This is a genomic window from Erythrobacter sp. EC-HK427 (assembly GCF_902498745.1).
GTDB lineage: Bacteria > Pseudomonadota > Alphaproteobacteria > Sphingomonadales > Sphingomonadaceae > Alteraurantiacibacter.
This window is the reverse complement of sequence record NZ_LR701479.1, coordinates 1,533,692-1,550,727: the sequence shown is the minus strand read 5'-3', so window position 1 is coordinate 1,550,727 and position 17,036 is coordinate 1,533,692. Positions and strand designations below refer to the sequence as shown.

Sequence of the window (17,036 nt, the reverse complement as noted above, 5' to 3'; positions counted from 1 at the left end):
AAGCCCCGCATCACTTCGCTTAAGGACGCCAAAACCATGAAACTTCGCACCCGCCAGCTTTTCGGCGCTTTCGTTAGCAAGATTGCCTTGCTCAATTCGCTGCCGGCGATGGCCGCGCCTGATGCCGGCACGGTCAAGTTCAACGTCGACCCGAATGTCGAACAGAAGCTGGAATCGCGTCTCGAAGAGACGAACGAATTCCTGCAAATGATTAACATGATCGGCGTTTCCGAACAGGAAGGCGCGGTCCTGGGCGTCGGCGTCGATGGTTCGATCGCGGGCCGCCAGGACACCAGCGGCGGCAATCGCCGCAACCCGCAAGCCATGGGCAATCCCGATGAAAAGCATCGGTATCTGTGCCGCAAGACCAATTACGATTGGTCGCAGCCCTATGCGCTGATCGATGCCTGGGCGCATAAGCCCGATTTCCAGACCATCCTGCGCGACAGCATCCTGCGCCGCCAGGCCCGCGATCGCATCCTGATCGGCTTCAACGGCACCAGCGCGGCGGCGAATACCGACCGCGCTGCCAACCCGCTGCTGCAGGACGTAAACGAGGGCTGGCTGCACAAGCTGCGCACCGATGCGCCTGCCCAGGTCATGTCTGATGGCGCGCTGACCGTGCATAGCGATGGCAGCGATGATGATGCGCTGGACGCGATCTATGTGAAGGCCGGTGTCGACCTTTACGACGCCGAAGTCGCTGACAGCGAACTGAATGCCGCTGCAGACTATTCTTCGCTGGATGCGCTGGTTTTGGACGCCAAGCGCGGCATTCACGAGGCGCACCGCGGCGATACCGATCTGGTCGTTATCGTTGGCCATGATCTGCTGGATGACAAGTATTTCAACATCGCCCAGCAGACCGGCAACACCGCGACCGAACAGGAAGCGACCGACCGCATTCTGGCATCGACCAAGATGATTGGCGGCCTGCGCGCCTATCGGGTCAGCGGCTTCCCTGCAAACGCCGTGCTCATCACGAAAATGTCGAACCTGTCGATCTACTGGCAGGAAGGCAGCCGCCGCCGGCAGCTGAAGGATGAACCGGAATATGATCGCATCGCCAACTATGAATCGGTGAACGAAGCCTACGTCATCGAAGAATATGAACTGGCGGTTCTGGTCGAGAATATCGTCATGGGCGAAGCCAGCGCACGGCCCGCGCCCTAACTGATCTGGCGCGGTTCCCACATGGCCGCGCCGACCTGCCGGTCGCCGGCATAATGCCCCCCATTATGCCGGCGGCTGCACCACTTGCCACCTTTTCGGAGAGCCCCGCATGACCAGCCCTTTTCTTCGCAACCGCCAGCGCAAGCTGGCTGCCGCTGCCGGCGCAGCCATCGCCACCACCGCGATCGCCGCGCCCGATGAAGCGACCGAAGCCGGCCAGGAATATGCGGCGCTGAAGGTTCGCCTGCATGACAATCTGCGCCAGCTGCAGGATGTCGAAAGCCATGAAGCGCGCAAGCCGCTGAAGAAGCAATTCCTGGCCAGCTTCGCGCCCTGGGTCATGGGCGTTGTCGATGCTGATGAACCGGTCCAGGATGAAATCGTGATGACCTGCATGGTCTGGGCGATCGACATCGGCGAATTCGAAGTCGCGGTAAAGATCGGCGAATTCGCACTGCGCCACGGCCTGGCGATGCCCGAACGATACAAGCGCAGCGTTGCCTGTTTCCTACGCGAAGACATTGCCCAGATTGAAATCGATGCCCCCATTACGGTCGATCATGCGCTGCTGGTCCGCATCGAAAGCCTGACCGCTGATGCCGATATGCCCGATGCCGCCAAGGCCAAGCTGCACAAGGCGCTGGGCCGAAGCTGGCGCGCCAAGGCCGAAGCCTTCGATGCGAGCGATGACAGCGCGCCCGCCGGTGGCGCCGCCGCCTTCCTGACCGAAGCGCTGGCGCAGCTCAAGCGCGCGCTCTCCCTGGACAAAGCGGCGGGCGTCAAAAAGGACATCGAACAGGTCCAACGCCAGCTGGCGAAATTGCGCGAAGCTGCCGAGGCAGAGGCCGCGACCGAATAGAGATTGCGGGTCGGCTCCGCCGCCCTGCTACCGATCGCCCCACGGCGCTGGGGGAGCGATTGGAACGATAAGCGCGGGTAACACCGAAGGCTGTCGCGCCTTTCTCACTCCCCCAATTGATTAGGGAACCACCATGGCCGGATTTACAGCGCCGCCCGATAATGCCGAACCGGCAGCAGGCCAGATGATCGAAGCCGATGGCTGGTTCCCTGGTATCAATACAAATGCTGTTCGCGCGCGCATTCGCATCGGCGATGGCGCGGTTACCGAAGCCCGCCTAGCCGAAGCTGTGATCGCCGCGATGCTGGCCGGCATCAAAGCGCTGGCCGCCTGGCGCAGCGCCCATGCCGAAGCGGGCCTCGCCGGCCTTGCTGATGTCAGCGATGCCACGCTGGCGGGCGAGAATATGGCCGAAGTGATCTGGCGCCGCATCCTGATCTATTACGCCGCCGCCGAACTGATGGATACGCATACCGATGTCAGCGCGACCGATGACATTCTGGACCGCGAAGACGAAAAGCGCCTGACCGCCGATTCCTATCGCCGAAAAGCCTATGAAGCGGTTTCCGATCTGCGCGGGCTCGGCCCAGCAGGCGAGCCCGATCTGGGCCGCAATGTGGTCGAACTGATATGATCGCCACCGCGCAGCAGGGCGAAACCATCGATGCCATTTGCTGGCGCGTTCTGGGCCGCACTGCCGGCGTCACCGAACGCGCACTGGCGAGCAATCCAGGGCTGGGCGATCTGGGCGCGCAGCTGCCTGGCGGGACGCAAGTCGACCTGACCGAAGCCGCTGCCGAAGCGCAGCAGGCCGCCCGCCGGCAAACCGTCAAGCTATGGGATTAGGGGCAAAGCCATGCAAAAGCCGACCAGCCTTCGCAAAGCGCTGACCGCCGCGCTGCCGGAACTGCGCGAACAGCCCGATCGCCTGGTCATCTGGGTCGAAGATGGCGCGGTTCGCGCGCGCCAGACCGAAAGCCATGGCTTTGCCTTCGAATACCCGCTTTCGGTTCTGCTGACCCAAGTGAAGACCGATGTCGCGCAGATCGCCCATGCGATCAATCGCTGGTCGCGCGTGAACCAGCCCGATCTGCTGCGCGCCGGCAGCGGCAATTCCTACAGCTTCGAAACCGACATCCTAGACAATGACACCGCCGATGTCGTTTTCACCATCCCGCTGACCGAGAATGTCAGCGTGACCCAGAACCAGGATGAAAGCTGGCAGATCGAATATCAGGCCGAGCCTGACCCGCTCTTTACCGATGCATCGCCTGCGCTGCCGCTGCAGCTGGATGACACGCCGCCGCTGACCGGCGTCGATACGATTGTTGCCGATGACTGATTATGATTCCGATGCGCTGCACGGGCTGGATAGCTGGTTCGGGCGCATCCTGCAGGGACTTTCGCCAGGCAAACGGCGCGGCGCGCTGCTGAAGCTAGGTCAGGCGCTGCGCCGGTCAAACCTTGCCCGCATCAAAGACAATGTCGAACCCGATGGCGGGGCGATGGAAGAACGCAAAAGCCGCCTGGACCGGCGCGGGCGCGTTCGCGCAAAGGCTGGCGGCACAATGTTCAAGCGTTTGCGTTATGCCCGCCGATGGCAGATCACCGCGCGGCCTGATAGCGTGGAAATGGCGCCCAAAGGCAAGGCGCGCATCCCTGCCGAGCATCATTTCGGCCTGCGCGGCTATGTCGGGCGCGGCCCCGATGGCCGCAAGATATACACCCGCTATCCGGCGCGCCGCCTGTTGGGTTTCGGGCGAGAGGATGACAAAGCCGCGATCGACATCGCCGCCGAACTGTTCGACACGCCGCCATAGTTTTTGCATTCTTGAACGCAACGCACGCCACCCTATATGCTCTCTCCGACAAGGGAGGGTACGCCAATATCTACGTCCGAAGACTTCAAGCTATTCTTGCAAAGCATCGCGATCGATAATGCCGCGACTATTTCTCTTCGATATGGCGAAATAACGAGGGCACTAAATCAGTGCTTTAGGGATACAGATTCCAAAACAAGCAATAGTCTTCAGGTCGGCTCTTACGGGCGAAAAACGGCGATTAAGGGCATTTCCGATCTCGATATGCTCTACATAATGCCAGCGAGCGCATGGGAAGATTATCGAAAGGGCGGCCAATCAAAATTGCTCACCGCCGCTTCGGATGCGATCAAAGCGAGATACCCGAAAACCGTGGTCAAAGTAGATAGGTTGGTCGTTCGGGTGCTCTATCAGAAGTTCCACATTGAAGTGCAACCAGTCTTCGCCGCCGAGGGCGGCGGCTATCTATATCCGGATACTTACAATGGTGGCGCGTGGAAAACCACCCGTCCGAAGGAAGAAATCGATGCGATCGGGGCAGCTGATGCTGAAAAGAACGGGAATCTCCGGGCTCTTTGCAAGATGGCGCGCGCTTGGAAGAACAAGCACGGCGTGGCCATGGGCGGCCTGCTGATCGATACGCTCGCCTTCAACTATCTTTCCGGAACCGACGAATACGATGACCGCAGCTATTCCTACTACGATTGGATGCTTAGAGATTTCCTAGAATATCTCAGCGAGTTGCCGGATCAAAATCGCTTCAACGCGTTAGGCAGCGGGCAGCACGTCAAGGTCAAAAAAAGCTTCAAGCGCAAGGCCAAGAAAGCGCATGCGATGGCCGTGAAAGCGTGCGAAGCCGAGGGGACCGCGAAGGCGAATGAGACTTGGCGCGCGATTATCGGTCGTGGATTTCCAGCAGCTGAGGGCCAATTGGTCAAGGCTGCGGTGCTTGAAGATGCGGGCTTCAGCGCAGAAAACACCGAACAGTTTATCGAAGATCGCTTCGGCGTCGACATCCGTTATCCGCTGCGCATCGAATGCGAGGTCAATCAAGTCGGTTTCCGGCCACGCTTGCTGCGCGAGATGTACCGCCTTGGGATGTTCCTACCAGTCGCCAAGTCCCTGCGATTCCATATCGTCCGGAACGACGTTCCCACGCCTCACACGCTCTACTGGAAGGTTCTTAATCGTGGACCGCGAGCAATTAGGCGCAAAATGATACGCGGGCAGATCGTCATGGATGCAGGTCGCGGCGAAAAGACCGAGACCAGCACGTTTTTCGGCGATCACATTGTCGAGTGCTATGCAGTGATAAATGACGTAGTGGTCGCCAAAGACCGGATCCACGTTCGCATCGATGATGAGGAGGCGCTATGACGCGGGACGATCTAAAGCGATCAATTGCTGAAACTGCTTACAACGTAGGTTTCGGGGCAAAAAAGCACTTCGCCACCTTCGACATGGTCGAAAAGATGCCAGGGTGGATTGGCTGGGCATCATTCGCAGTCAGCATCTTCGCTCTTTTTACAGATTGGCTGGCTGACAAGACACCAAGCGCAATACTCATTATTGTAGGCGTAGGATTGATATACATTGCGAATTATCGAAGTGGCGAATACGAAGTCGCTGGGAAATCTCTAACCAAGCTATTCAACCAGCTTCGGGCCTTATACCGCAGTGTGGATGCAGGCAAACCGGTGCAGGATGCAAAGACTGAACTCGATGCTATTGAGGCCGAGTATTACAACATCAGCATTAGTCGACAGATTTTTCTCAGCGACTGGTGGGCTCATCTAAAGTTCTTTGGCCAGCACCAGGTCGATTGGATTGTTGACGAATTGAAGCTGACGTTCTGGAGGGATAAAGTGCCAACGACGCTCAAGCTACTGGTTGCACTACTTGCACTTTCTGGCACCGCAGCAGCGGTCTATCGCTACATAATACTGTAAGTTCAACTCGCATCATCGCGCGCGGTCAAAGCCGCATCCACCCGCCCAGCCCCTTACGCGCGCGATATGGCGCGGGCATCCAGCCCCCATGCCCGCCGCCACCACTTCCAGCGCAACGTCCACCGCGATTGACCTGTCGCGCCTGCCGGCGCCAGCGGTTATCGAAGAACTGGATTTCGAAGCGATTCTGGCGAAGATGAAGGCGCGCTTCATCGCGGCCTTTCCCCAATTCACTGCCGATCTGGAAAGTGAACCGGCGATCAAGCTGCTGGAGGTCTTTTCCTATGAAGTGCTGGTTCTGCGCCAGCGGGTAAATGATGCGGCGCGCGCCTGTATGCTGGCCTTTGCCGGCGGCAGCGATCTGGACCAGCTGGCCGCGCTTTATGGCGTCACCCGCCGCGAAATCACGCCCGCGAATGAAGACACCGGCGCGCCTGCCGTGTTCGAAAGCGATGCCGATCTGCGCCGCCGCGTGTTGCAGGCGCCTGACAGCTTTTCGGTCGCCGGTCCTGCTGCTGCCTATGTCTTCCACGCGCTGGCCGCATCGGGCGATGTCGCCGATGTCGCCGCGACCAGCCCCGCGCCTGGCGAAGTGCTGGTCAGTGTGCTGGCGCGCGATGGCGATGGCACTGCGCCGGCGGAATTGCTGGCCGAAGTCGAAGCCGCGACCAATGCCGATGACGTTCGCCCGCTGACCGATGAAGTCACCGTCCAATCTGCCGAGATCATCACCTTCGCGATCGATGCGCAGCTGACCCTTTACCCTGGGCCGGATTCGGCGCTGATTCTCGCCACGGCTGAAGCGCAGCTGGCCGATCTGCTGGCGACCAATCGCCGCATTGGCCGCGACATCACGCGCAGCGCGATCTTCGCCGCGCTTCATGTTGCCGGCGTCCAAAATGTCGACCTTGTCGCGCCCGCTGCCGATGTCACCATCGGCGAAACGCAAGCCGCCCATGCCGACCCGATCGCCATCACCATTGCGGGGCTGGACGTATGACGCTGCTGCCGCCGAACGCCACCACCTATGAACGCGCAATCGAAAGCGCCGCTGCTGGCGAACTGGCCGAAGTGCCGACGCCTTTGCGCGATCTGTGGAATCCTGCGACTTGCCCGCTCGGCCTGCTGCCTTTTCTCGCATGGGGTGTGTCGGTCGATTTCTGGGATGCGAACTGGACCGAGGCGGAAAAGCGCGCGGCGGTGGCGAGCGCGATTGCCGACCAGCGATGCAAGGGAACGCGGGCATCGTTGCGCCAGGTTTTGGACCGGTTCGACCCGCTGATCGGTCTGGTCGAATGGTTTGAAGACAAGGCCAACCTGGCCGCGCACACCTTCCGCCTGGAATTGCCCGCGCCTTCCGTGTCGGCGGTCACCTATGATGAAGCGCTGGTCGAAGCGCTGCTGCGCGACATAGCCAAGGTAAAGCCGCTGCGCAGCCATATGCTGGCTGTCCACCGCCTGCGCGCGCAGGCGCAGATCGGCCTGATCGGCGCGGCAACCGTCGCGCTGCATGGCCGCGTTGCTGGCATTGCCGACAAAACCGCCGCCGCCGACCCTGTCTGGTCGACCTATCTGCAAACCGAAGATGGCGAGCCGCTGCAGGATGAAAGCGGCAATTTCCTGGAGGCCGCCTGATGTCCGAACCGATCACCCTTGTGCTGACCGAAGCGGGGCTGGATGCGCTGGTGAACGCGCAGGCCGGCAACACCGCCAATATCGTGATCGCCCAGCTGGGCATCAGCGATCGCGCCTTCACTGCCGCGCCGACGCTGACCGCGCTGCCAAACGAGGCCAAGCGCATCGCCACGGTCAGCGGCCAATCGGTCAGCGAAACGGTCATCCACATGACCGCGCAGGATTCCGATGCCGACACCTATGATGTTCTGGGCTTCGGGCTCTTCCTGCATGATGGCACACTTTTCGCCACCTATTCGCAGGCGACCGCGATCATTCGCAAAACGTCTATCGGCGCCTTCCTCTTTTCGGTCGACATCGCCTTCGCCGATACCGATGCCGGCGCGATCGATTTCGGCGATGCAACGTTCCTTTATCCGCCCGCAACCGAGACGGTCAAAGGCGTTGCGGAGATCGCCACACAAGACGAAGTCGATGCCGGCACTGATGATGAACGCATTGTCACACCGCTGAAGCTGGCGGCGGTCATCGCTGCGCTGATCGGCGGCTTCAGCAGCGCGACCGAGAATGTCGAAGGCGTCATCGAACTGGCGACCCAGGCCGAAGTCGATGCCGAGATCGATGACACGCGCGCGGTCACCCCGCTGAAGCTGGCGAGCCGCATCGCCTTTGTCATGGCCGCGCTGGCCGGTGAATCGGCAGCGCGACAGAATGACGATTCCGCACTTCAGGCGCTGATCGATGCCGAAGTCGTCAATCGCGGCGATGGCGATGCAGCGCTGCAGGCGCTGATCGATTCGCTGGAAGCGATCACCATCACCGGCAGCGGGCTGGTGACCGGTGGCGGCAATCTGACCGCCAATCGCACCCTGCAGGTTCTGGCCGCCACCGGCGCCGAAGCCATTGCCGAGATCATCAATAACAAGGCACTGACCCCGCTTTCGCTCGCCAGCTTCCCGCGATCTGCCATCACGAACGGTTACGCGACCATTCCTGGCACCGGCGGGCTCATCATCCAGCATGGCCGGTTCATGGCGAATGGCAATTCCTCGCCAACGGTCACTTGGCCGATCGCTTTCCCGAACGAATGCTATGCAGCGATCGCGAACGGTTCGGTCACCGATTTCGGCGCGCAGGACAATGCGGTCGCGTTCCGCAATGAAACGCTGACCCGCTTCAGCGGCGTGGCTTACAATGCCGCCACTTCGCACCTGGCTTCCTACATTGCGATCGGGAGATAGGCCGATGACGATTTACTTCGCCCTGGTCGATGGCCAGCCCGCTTTCTTCGACAGCGATCTGCATGGCGATGCCATTCCCGATGATGCGGTCAAGATCACCGCACAAAAGCATTCGCAGCTGATGGATGGCCAGGCCGAAGGCAAGGTCATCGCCGCCGACAAGGCCGGCAAGCCTATGCTGCAGGTTCCGCGCTTTTCCGCCGATGCGCGGCGTGCCGAACTGGTGAAGGCCGTGAAGATCGAAGCCGCGCGGCGCATCAATGCTGTCGCACCCATGTGGCGGCAATTGAATGACAGCCGCGAACCGAGCCCCGAAGGCGCGGCCCGTTTTGCGCAGATCGATGCCATTCGGCAGGCATCGGCGCTGATCGAAGAAGACATCGGCAGCGCGGCAGCTGCCAGCCTTGGCGATTATCCGATCGCCGCCAATCCCCTTTGGCCGGAGATCGACTAGTGCCAAAAATTTCCGACCTTCCAGAAATCTTGCCTTCGCTGATCGATGGCAATGAAGTGCTGCCTTTGGTCAAGAATGGCGAGGCTACGCGATTGTCGATCGGCGCCTTGCTGGCAGCGATTTCGACTGCTGCCAACGCGGCAGCGCAACGCGCTGAAGATGCAGCGGTTCGCGCTGAAGCTGCCTTGTTGCGGCAAGAGACGATTTCGCTGTCGCCGCTCAAATTCGCGGGCGTTGGCCTACGCTTGCCTACATCGCTCGCCACGAAATCTGGCAACAACTTTGTTGCCGGCGATTTCGCTGTCGGTATGCCGGATTTCGAAGTCGCCGATGTCTGGTTCGCATTCGCGGCTTTTGCCGCGCAAACGCCAGGCGCAGGCGGCGAAGTCGATACAACTTCCGTTGTCACAATCGAAGGTATGGCCACGCGCGATGAAGGCGGCCAGCGATCGCCTGGACTGATCGATGGCGGCTATGGCTCCGTTATCATCGACCCTTCGGACGCCGGTACCCAATATGGGCGCTGGGTCAGGTTCACACCTGCCAATCCGATTCCGGCAAGGGTGACCCAGCATTTCAGCGTTGCGCAGCATATCAGCGACGGCACCTATGCCCGCGTCATCGGCGGAAGCGTTGAAACCGAAAGCATCTTCGGTGGCACTGTAAAGGATGCCCGCTCACAAGGCGCCGCATCTTCCCAATTGGCCACCCTTTCGGATTCTTCGAATTACTCGAACATCGGTGGCGGAATACTGCTGCCCAGCGCGATGATGGTCAGGACACCCGCTGGCCAAATTTCTGTTTTCACTATTGGCGATAGCATCGGCTATGGCTCCGATCAGACAATCCGAAATTCGTTCCGAACTTCGCGTGGCGCCTTCGGCTTCCTCGAAATGGGCTTGGATGACAATATCGCGAGCCGCCGCGTCCAGATGGTCAACTGGTGCATACCTGGCTGGGGGATGGCTGCCGGCGGATTGGCTGGAACGCATGGCAATCCTGTTGCTTTCCCGCGCCAGCTCTGGTTATTGGAAAAGGCCCGCGCGCTTTCCGGTGGCGAGCCCTTGGCCGATGCGATCATTTGCCAGCATGGAACGAACAGTTCGACCGCGCCGATCACAGATCAAAAGGCAGGTTATCGATCGCTTTTCGCAACCTTCCGAACCGCGATCGGTGGGAGCGCAGCAACGCCAGCCTATCAGGCCGAAATGCTGCCCTATCCAGTTTCAAGTGATGGTTACAACACCATCGAAAATCAGTCGCCGCAAAGCATTCATCAAGAGTATCCCAATGGCAACCGGTGGCAGATCAACGCGGCGTTCGGTGGGCCAGACGGACTAGGCGATCCGAATGCAGAATTCCGCGCCGATGGAACAATCCAGGGCAGTTTCGCGCCATGGCGTGTGTCATCCGAAGATACCGGCGCCCAGCGGGACATCTTTGCCCTTCGACCCTTCACGACGACTTTGGCGAGCGACTATTCGGGCAGCGGTGATGCGATCTTTAACGATGCGCCGCCGCTGGGCGCATATCTGTCATTCTATGATGGCGTAAATCCGGTTCGGACCGCGCAGGTCGATGGTGTTGTCGGTGATGGACCCTTTACCGTGTCTCTTGCCTTCCTGGGCGGTTCTGCAGCCTTCGCCGCAGCAAATACGCAAGTGCGCGACACTTGGCACGGCGGCGGACTCCACCCTGGGCCTTTGGCGCACAAGGCATATGCTGACCAGGCCGTTGTCCCCTTCAAGGCTTCGCTGGGCTGGGTTCCAGATGATTCAGCGCCAAGCCTGTCGAATGCGGCCATCATCGGAACGCCCGAAGATGGTGAAGTCCTTAGCTTGAGTTATGATTTTGCAGGCTTCCCTGTGCCGACAATTGCGTTCCAATGGCAGGCAAATGGCGTCGACATTCCTGGCGAAACATCGGGCTCGATCACTCTTGACGCAACCGGTATGGGCCTTTCGAACGGAGCGACCATTTCATGCGAGATCACCGCGACAAATAGCGAAGGCAGCGCCAATGCGGAACCCAGCGTTGCCTTTAGCGCCGCTGCCGAATCTGCTGCATTCCTGGCTTTGATCGCCGGTTCCGCTGATAGCGGCTATTTCGACTTTACCGACTCGACAACACTGAACCAGTTCACTGCCATCGATGAAAATGGCGGCGAACCATTCTTGCAAGCCGGTCCCAGCTTTGCGCCGACACCTGATGCCGCGCTGGGCGCGATCTATCCTGACCAGGCCACGTTTATGGACCGCGTGCAGGGCAATGGTGACTATGACATCATCTTCACTTTCACAAAGGATGCGGCATCAGGCGATGGCGGCAGCGCCTTTTTGGTCGATTCCGGTCCATTCTATTGGGGAGGGTCCAGCACGGCGCTGACCTTCACGATTGAAGTCGATGGCATTCCGATCGCAACGCGCGATGCCTTCCATTCCGCGCTGGATGATGGCGCCGAACATACGGTTCACATCATAAACCTTTCGCGCACTGGCGGGCTTATCCGAATCGGCCGCAGTTCCAGCGCAGCGACCGGTTCGTTCCGCCGTTGTGCCATTATCAAGCGCGCTGATTTCGCCAGCAATCTTGCCCAGGCGCAAGCGGCAGCCATTGCAGCGGTTTCCGCATCATGACCGTCGATGCGAAGATGCAGGCCTTCAGCGGCTTCATGGCACTGGTGACCGGCGCGCTCGGCTTTGCCGCGCCCTGGCCGGAAGTCGTTTCCGGTTTCCTGTTCGCGGTGGCGGGCGGTTATGCGGGAATGTTCGTCAGCCCGCCGCAACATCGAATGTCGGTCTGGGCAACGCTGGGCGTTGCGCTGCTGATCGGCGCATTTGCCGGAATGCTGCACCCGCATTTTGCGGCAATGTGGGCGGTTCTGTCCTGGATTGCCGAAGTGCCGCTGCAGCTGGTCATGGGCATTGCCGGACTGACATCACGCTGGATTGCGAAGCGCCTTGTATCCGGCAAGCTGCCGGTCTTCGAAAGGGGAAGCGATCATGCGGATTCTTGAGAAGCTACGCGCCGCGCCCGAAGTCTGGCTGCTGCCGCTGACTGTCCTGATAGCCTTCGGGCTGGCCGAGTTCACGCTCGGCAACACCGTCACCGTCGCGATCGGATATGTGGCGCTATTCGTCTTCATTTTCGAAGCTGGGCTGATCGAACGCGGTTCGCCCCTGCGCCGCGCGGGCACCTATTTCCTGGGCGCGGCCATCCTTTGCTTTGGCAATGGCCGACTGCTGCTGGCGCTGAATGGCGGGCTGGATTCGCTGCCGCGCTTCGAATGGCTGTTCGATGCAGGCCATGTCAGCCTTTGGATTTCGGCGATCTTCCACCTGCTGGAATTGCGCCAACAACTGAAGGCGAGCGGCCCGCATAAATTGGAGACTGACCGATGACCAAATTCAGATTGTCGAAGCGAAGCAAGTCCCGCCTGGAAGGCGTTCATCCCGATCTGGTGAAGGTTGTCGAACGCGCGATCGAAATCACCGAAGTCGACTTCACCGTGCTGGAAGGTCTGCGCACCCGCGCCCGCCAGCGCCAGCTGGTCGCCAAGGGCGCCAGCAAGACCATGAACAGCCGCCACCTCACTGGCCATGCTGTCGATCTGGGCGCCTATGTCGATGGTGAAGTCCGCTGGGATTGGCCGCTTTATTACAAGATCGCCGCCGCCGTTAAGCAAGCCGCGCGCGAACTGGATGTCCCGATCGAATGGGGAGGCGATTGGCGCAGTTTCAAAGATGGTCCGCATTGGCAATTGCCCTGGAAAGGTTACCCAGCGTGATGCCTGGCTGGGCGACTGCGCAGATCGCGCTGAAGGCCGGATGGCTTGCGCTGATCGGGGCGATTATCCTCGCCCTGGCTGGCCTTGCCATTGTCCAGACCGTTCGCCTGGAAGGGCTGAAGGTCTGGCCGGTGGAGATCACCGGATGGATTGAAACCGCCGAAACGCGCCAGGCGACCATCGATGCCATGCTGAAGGCGCAGGCCAAGGCTGAAGAACTGGCCTTGGCCGCGCGCGAAGAACAGGAAGCGACCTATCGCGACATTGCCGAAGGGATTGACCGAAATGCCGAAACCGAAACCGAGCGCGCTTTGCGCGATGCTGATCGCTTCATTGCTGCTGGCGGGATGCGGCCCGCGCGTGATCGATGCCAGGCCAGCGCAGCCCCTGCCGCCGCCCGCGATCACCGCGCCGAAGATCCTTTTGGAACCGGTCGAACGGCCCAGCTGGATGACGCCGGCAGTGCAGGATTGGACCGAGCCGAAGCTGATGACGCCAATGGCACCGCCCGAAACGGAATCGCAACCGAGCCCGAATTCGTAACCGTTACCGCTGAAGATGTCCGCATCTGCACCCGCAACACCATCAAGGCCGAAGCCGGCAGCGCGCTGGCAAGCCGCCTGCAGGACGCATCATCGCGGTGACTTACAGCAAGCGCCGCCAGGTCGAAGACATCCCTGCCGACATCGCGGCGCTGGTTCGCATCGGAACCGTGCTGTCGGTCGATCTGGGCGCTGCGCGCTGCATTGTGCTCTATGGTGACCCCGATGATGCCGCGCCTGCCGAAACCCCGCCCATTCGCTGGCTGACACCGCGCGCCGGCGCAACCCGCATCTGGTCACCGCCCAGCACCGGCGAACAGGTTCTGCTGCTGTCACCCGATGGCCAGATCGGCAGCGCCATTGCCTTGCCGGGCCTATGGCAAAACGACTTCCCGCCGCTCGGCAGCACAGCGATGGAGATGATCGAATTCGCCGATGGCGCGCAGATCACCTATGATGCCGATGCCGGCCAGCTGCGCGCCATTCTGCCAGCGGGCGCCACTGCCGAGATCGAAGCGCCTGGCGGCATCACCCTGCGCGGCGATGTCACCATCCTGGGCAATGTCGACATTAGCGGCGATGTTGCGATTGACGGGGCGGCGACAGTGACCGAGACTGTAACCGCCGATGATGATGTTCTGGGCGGCGGTGTCAGCCTGAAAAACCACGTTCACAGCGGCGTTCAATCCGGCCAGGCAAAGACACTGAAGCCCGATTAACCAGCGAACCTTGTGAAGCGCGGCGGTCAAAGCGGCATCCACCCGCGCAGCCGCTGGCCTTTCGCGCGCGAACCGCGCTTTGCTGCACACCATGAACGGCACCAGCAGAACCACCGGACGCGCCCTTTCGGGCGAAGCGCATCTGGCGCAATCGATCGGCGATATTCTGTCCACGCCGCTGGGCAGCCGCGTCATGCGGCGTGATTATGGTTCGCTGCTGTTCGAACTGATCGATCGCCCGATTAACGCGGCGCTGCGAATGCTGCTGCACGCCGCCACCGCCATTGCCCTTTCGCGCTGGGAACCGCGCATCCAGCTGACCCGCGTGAACCTGCTGGGCGAGCCTGCCAGCGGCAAGCTGACCCTGCGCATCGAAGGGCGCCGCAATGACCTTCCGGCAGAAAACCAGCTGCAAACGCTTACCATCCCGATCGACTTCGGCCAGGCGCGCCAGCGCGCGGTCGCTACCTAAAGGAACGAATGATGTTTCATCACGGCTTGACCCTAACCGAATCCGCCACCGGCCCGCGCGCGCTGGCCGCCCTGTCTTCGGCAGTGATTGGCTTGATCGCGACCGCCACCACCACCGGCGATGCGCAGGCACAAGCCGCTTTGAACGCTGCCTTCCCGCTGAATCAGCCCGTCCTGATTTCGGGCGATGTCGACATCGCTGCCGGCAAGGCTGGCGATGGCGGAACGCTCGGCCCTGCACTGACCGCGATCGGGGACCAGGCGAGTCCGTTCGTTATTGTCGTTCGCGTCGAAGAAGGCGCCGACCAGCCCGAAACCGATGCCAATGTCATCGGGGCGACCGATGGCGGCACCTATACCGGCCTGCAGGCCTTGCTGGCCGCTTCGACCCAGCTGGGCGTGAAGCCGACCATCATCGGCGCGCCTGCGCTGGACAGCCAGCCCGTTGTCGAAGAAATGGTCGCCGTGGCGAAGAAGCTGCGCGGTTTCGTCTATGCCGGCGCAAAGGGCGCCGATGGCTTTACCCCTGCCGTGGATGAAGCCGAGGCGATCACCTATCGCCAGCAGTTCGGTCATCGCGAACTGATGGTCATCTGGCCTGACACCGCGCAAGGCGGCGGCGATGCGATTGCCCGCGCGCTCGGCCTGCGCGCGCAGATCGATGAATCGATCGGATGGCACAAGACCCTGTCGAACGTCCCGATGATCGGCGTCACCGGCCTGGAATATGACGTTCACTTCGATCTGACCGACCCTTCGACCCCTGCCGGCCTGCTCAACGCCGAAGAAGTGACCACGATCATTCGCAACAGCGGCTTCCGGTTCTGGGGGAACCGCACCTGCGCCAGCGACCAGCAGCCCGAATTCGCATTCGAAAGCGCGGTTCGCACCAGCTTCGCACTGCAGGAAATCGTCGAACAGATTGTCGCGCCCTTCATCGATCAGCCGATCACCAGCGGGCTTATCAAAGACCTGCTGGAAACCGGCAATGCGCGGTTCCGCCAGCTGGTGACCGAAGGCCGCATCCAGGGCGCCGAAATGTTCTTCGATGCCGACCGGAACAGTGCACAGGAACTGGCGCAGGGCCGCCCTGTTTTCCGCATCCAGTTCACGCCGGTCGCGCCGCTCGAAAACCCGAATGTCGATCTGGTTATCACTGACTTCTATTACGCCGGTTTCGCTGACCAGCTGGTCTGATCTTTTTCGCGCTACCGCTTCGCTACTTGAGCGCAGCGGCCCGCCCCTCTTGTGATTGAAAGGAAACCCCGATGGGCATCCCCAAGAAACTGAAGAACTTGAACGCCCATGTCGACGGGCGCGGCTATCTGGGCGAAGTCGCCGAATTCGAAGAACCGAGCCTGGCCATCGCGACCGAAGACTATCGCGGCGGCGGCATGGTCGGCCCGATCAAGATCGACATGGGTCTGGAAGCGATGGAAGCGAAGCTGAAGATGGGCGGCCATGTTGCCGCGCTGATTCGCAAGTTCGGCACCACCCAGGTCGATGGCGTTCGCGTTCGGCTGACCGGCGCGTTCCAGGCTGATGATGGCAGCGCCGCCGAAGCGGTCGAATGCTATATCGGCGGGCGCTTCACCGAGATTTCGACCGGCACCGCCAAGCCTGGCGATGACACCGAACACGAATTCACCTGTCCGCTGTCCTATTATCGCCGCGTGGTGAATGGCCGAACCGAAGTTGAAATCGACATGATCGCAGGCCGCTTTCTGGTCGATGGCATCGATCGCTATGCCGAGATCATGGACATCATCACCAACTGATGATCGCATCGGCGGTCGGTCCTTTTGCGGGGCAGCCGATCGCAGGTCTGGGCTGGTCGGTTCCCTGTTACTGGCCAGCCCTTTGCCCCGCCCGATCACCTTAAAGGAAAGCCCCGCATGACCGACAAGAGCCCCGCCCCGCCCGCCAGCGATACCAAGGCGAAGAACTTCATCACCGCCAAGCTGATCGAACCGATCACGCGCGGCGAAATCACAATCGACCAGCTGACCATTCGCAAGCCAAAGGCAGGCGAATTGCGCGGCCTAGTGCTTTCCGATGTCATCGGCCTGGACATCACCGCGCTGCTGAAGCTGATTCCGCGCGTTACCGAGCCCGCGCTTACGCCCGATGAATGCCAGGATTTGGACCCTGCCGACCTGACCGAAATCGGGGGCGGCATTCGCAGTTTTTTTATGACGCGGGGCGAACGGGAACTGATGGACCGGATGATTGCGGAGCATCAGCCGAAGACCTGATCGCCAATATCGCCGGCGTGTTTCACTGGCCGCTTTCCGAACTGGAGCAAATGAGCATCGGCGATCTGGTTTTCTGGAATGACAAAGCGGTCAGCTGGTGGAACCGGACGAGAGCAAAAGGGACGAAGTAA

At 60.8% G+C, this 17,036-nt stretch carries 23 protein-coding genes; all 23 read left to right on the top strand.

Annotation, left to right across the window (positions count from 1 at the left end; genetic code table 11):
- Positions 1-36 precede the first annotated feature (36 nt).
- The 23 genes from GC121_RS07585 to GC121_RS15285 all read left to right on the top strand — a co-directional run bounded on the left by GC121_RS07585 (position 37) and on the right by GC121_RS15285 (position 17,036).
- A complete protein-coding gene (locus GC121_RS07585; protein WP_151973576.1) occupies positions 37-1,173 on the top strand; it encodes a phage major capsid protein, P2 family in 1,137 nt (378 codons plus the stop codon).
- 109 nt (positions 1,174-1,282) lie between these two features.
- Entirely contained in the window at positions 1,283-2,032 is a 750-nt protein-coding gene (gene gpM / locus GC121_RS07580) for a phage terminase small subunit (protein WP_151973574.1), read from the top strand.
- Between the two features lie 133 nt (positions 2,033-2,165).
- On the top strand, positions 2,166-2,666 hold the full coding sequence (locus GC121_RS07575; protein ID WP_151973572.1) for a head completion/stabilization protein: 501 nt from the start codon (positions 2,166-2,168) through the stop codon (positions 2,664-2,666).
- The gene (locus GC121_RS07570; protein WP_151973570.1) at positions 2,663-2,878 is read left to right on the top strand and encodes a tail protein X; all 216 of its coding nucleotides are present in this window, start codon (positions 2,663-2,665) and stop codon (positions 2,876-2,878) included. Before GC121_RS07575 ends, GC121_RS07570 begins: the two co-directional genes overlap by 4 nt.
- A gap of 10 nt (positions 2,879-2,888) precedes the next feature.
- Complete coding sequence (locus GC121_RS07565; RefSeq protein WP_151973568.1) at positions 2,889-3,374, top strand: phage tail protein; 486 nt, start codon at positions 2,889-2,891, stop codon at positions 3,372-3,374.
- A complete protein-coding gene (locus tag GC121_RS07560) occupies positions 3,367-3,852 on the top strand; it encodes a phage virion morphogenesis protein (RefSeq protein ID WP_151973566.1) in 486 nt (161 codons plus the stop codon). Before GC121_RS07565 ends, GC121_RS07560 begins: the two co-directional genes overlap by 8 nt.
- A 36-nt stretch (positions 3,853-3,888) precedes the next feature.
- On the top strand, positions 3,889-5,229 hold the full coding sequence (locus GC121_RS07555; protein ID WP_255478890.1) for a hypothetical protein: 1,341 nt from the start codon (positions 3,889-3,891) through the stop codon (positions 5,227-5,229).
- Positions 5,226-5,801 carry an SLATT domain-containing protein gene (locus GC121_RS07550; RefSeq protein ID WP_151973564.1) on the top strand — a complete coding sequence of 192 codons (576 nt, stop codon included), beginning with the start codon at positions 5,226-5,228 and terminating at the stop codon, positions 5,799-5,801. The genes GC121_RS07555 and GC121_RS07550 overlap by 4 nt, the downstream gene beginning before the upstream one ends.
- 88 nt (positions 5,802-5,889) lie before the next feature.
- Positions 5,890-6,801: a baseplate J/gp47 family protein gene (locus GC121_RS07545; protein ID WP_151973562.1), complete on the top strand. Its 912-nt coding sequence runs from the start codon at positions 5,890-5,892 to the stop codon at positions 6,799-6,801.
- On the top strand, positions 6,798-7,436 hold the full coding sequence (locus GC121_RS07540; RefSeq protein ID WP_151973560.1) for a phage tail protein I: 639 nt from the start codon (positions 6,798-6,800) through the stop codon (positions 7,434-7,436). The genes GC121_RS07545 and GC121_RS07540 overlap by 4 nt, the downstream gene beginning before the upstream one ends.
- Positions 7,436-8,677: a hypothetical protein gene (locus GC121_RS07535; protein WP_151973558.1), complete on the top strand. Its 1,242-nt coding sequence runs from the start codon at positions 7,436-7,438 to the stop codon at positions 8,675-8,677. The genes GC121_RS07540 and GC121_RS07535 overlap by 1 nt, the downstream gene beginning before the upstream one ends.
- A gap of 4 nt (positions 8,678-8,681) precedes the next feature.
- Entirely contained in the window at positions 8,682-9,131 is a 450-nt protein-coding gene (locus GC121_RS07530; protein WP_151973556.1) for a hypothetical protein, read from the top strand.
- On the top strand, positions 9,131-11,767 hold the full coding sequence (locus tag GC121_RS07525; protein ID WP_151973554.1) for a hypothetical protein: 2,637 nt from the start codon (positions 9,131-9,133) through the stop codon (positions 11,765-11,767). The genes GC121_RS07530 and GC121_RS07525 overlap by 1 nt, the downstream gene beginning before the upstream one ends.
- Positions 11,764-12,147 (top strand): hypothetical protein, encoded by a 384-nt coding sequence (locus GC121_RS07520; RefSeq protein WP_151973552.1) that lies wholly within the window; start codon positions 11,764-11,766, stop codon positions 12,145-12,147. Before GC121_RS07525 ends, GC121_RS07520 begins: the two co-directional genes overlap by 4 nt.
- Entirely contained in the window at positions 12,134-12,532 is a 399-nt protein-coding gene (locus GC121_RS07515) for a hypothetical protein (RefSeq protein WP_151973550.1), read from the top strand. Before GC121_RS07520 ends, GC121_RS07515 begins: the two co-directional genes overlap by 14 nt.
- Positions 12,529-12,918 carry a M15 family metallopeptidase gene (locus GC121_RS07510; RefSeq protein ID WP_151973548.1) on the top strand — a complete coding sequence of 130 codons (390 nt, stop codon included), beginning with the start codon at positions 12,529-12,531 and terminating at the stop codon, positions 12,916-12,918. The genes GC121_RS07515 and GC121_RS07510 overlap by 4 nt, the downstream gene beginning before the upstream one ends.
- On the top strand, positions 12,918-13,562 hold the full coding sequence (locus tag GC121_RS07505; protein WP_151973546.1) for a hypothetical protein: 645 nt from the start codon (positions 12,918-12,920) through the stop codon (positions 13,560-13,562). The genes GC121_RS07510 and GC121_RS07505 overlap by 1 nt, the downstream gene beginning before the upstream one ends.
- Positions 13,559-14,179, top strand: coding sequence for a phage baseplate assembly protein V (locus GC121_RS07500; RefSeq protein ID WP_234421160.1), 621 nt, complete (start codon positions 13,559-13,561; stop codon positions 14,177-14,179). The genes GC121_RS07505 and GC121_RS07500 overlap by 4 nt, the downstream gene beginning before the upstream one ends.
- A gap of 91 nt (positions 14,180-14,270) precedes the next feature.
- Complete coding sequence (locus tag GC121_RS07495; RefSeq protein ID WP_151973544.1) at positions 14,271-14,651, top strand: GPW/gp25 family protein; 381 nt, start codon at positions 14,271-14,273, stop codon at positions 14,649-14,651.
- 11 nt (positions 14,652-14,662) lie between these two features.
- Entirely contained in the window at positions 14,663-15,847 is a 1,185-nt protein-coding gene (locus GC121_RS07490; protein WP_234421159.1) for a phage tail sheath subtilisin-like domain-containing protein, read from the top strand.
- A 71-nt stretch (positions 15,848-15,918) separates the two neighbouring features.
- Positions 15,919-16,428 (top strand): phage major tail tube protein, encoded by a 510-nt coding sequence (locus GC121_RS07485; RefSeq protein WP_151973540.1) that lies wholly within the window; start codon positions 15,919-15,921, stop codon positions 16,426-16,428.
- Between the two features lie 117 nt (positions 16,429-16,545).
- Positions 16,546-16,905 carry a phage tail assembly protein gene (locus GC121_RS07480; RefSeq protein WP_151973538.1) on the top strand — a complete coding sequence of 120 codons (360 nt, stop codon included), beginning with the start codon at positions 16,546-16,548 and terminating at the stop codon, positions 16,903-16,905.
- A complete protein-coding gene (locus GC121_RS15285) occupies positions 16,902-17,036 on the top strand; it encodes a GpE family phage tail protein (protein WP_255478901.1) in 135 nt (44 codons plus the stop codon). The genes GC121_RS07480 and GC121_RS15285 overlap by 4 nt, the downstream gene beginning before the upstream one ends.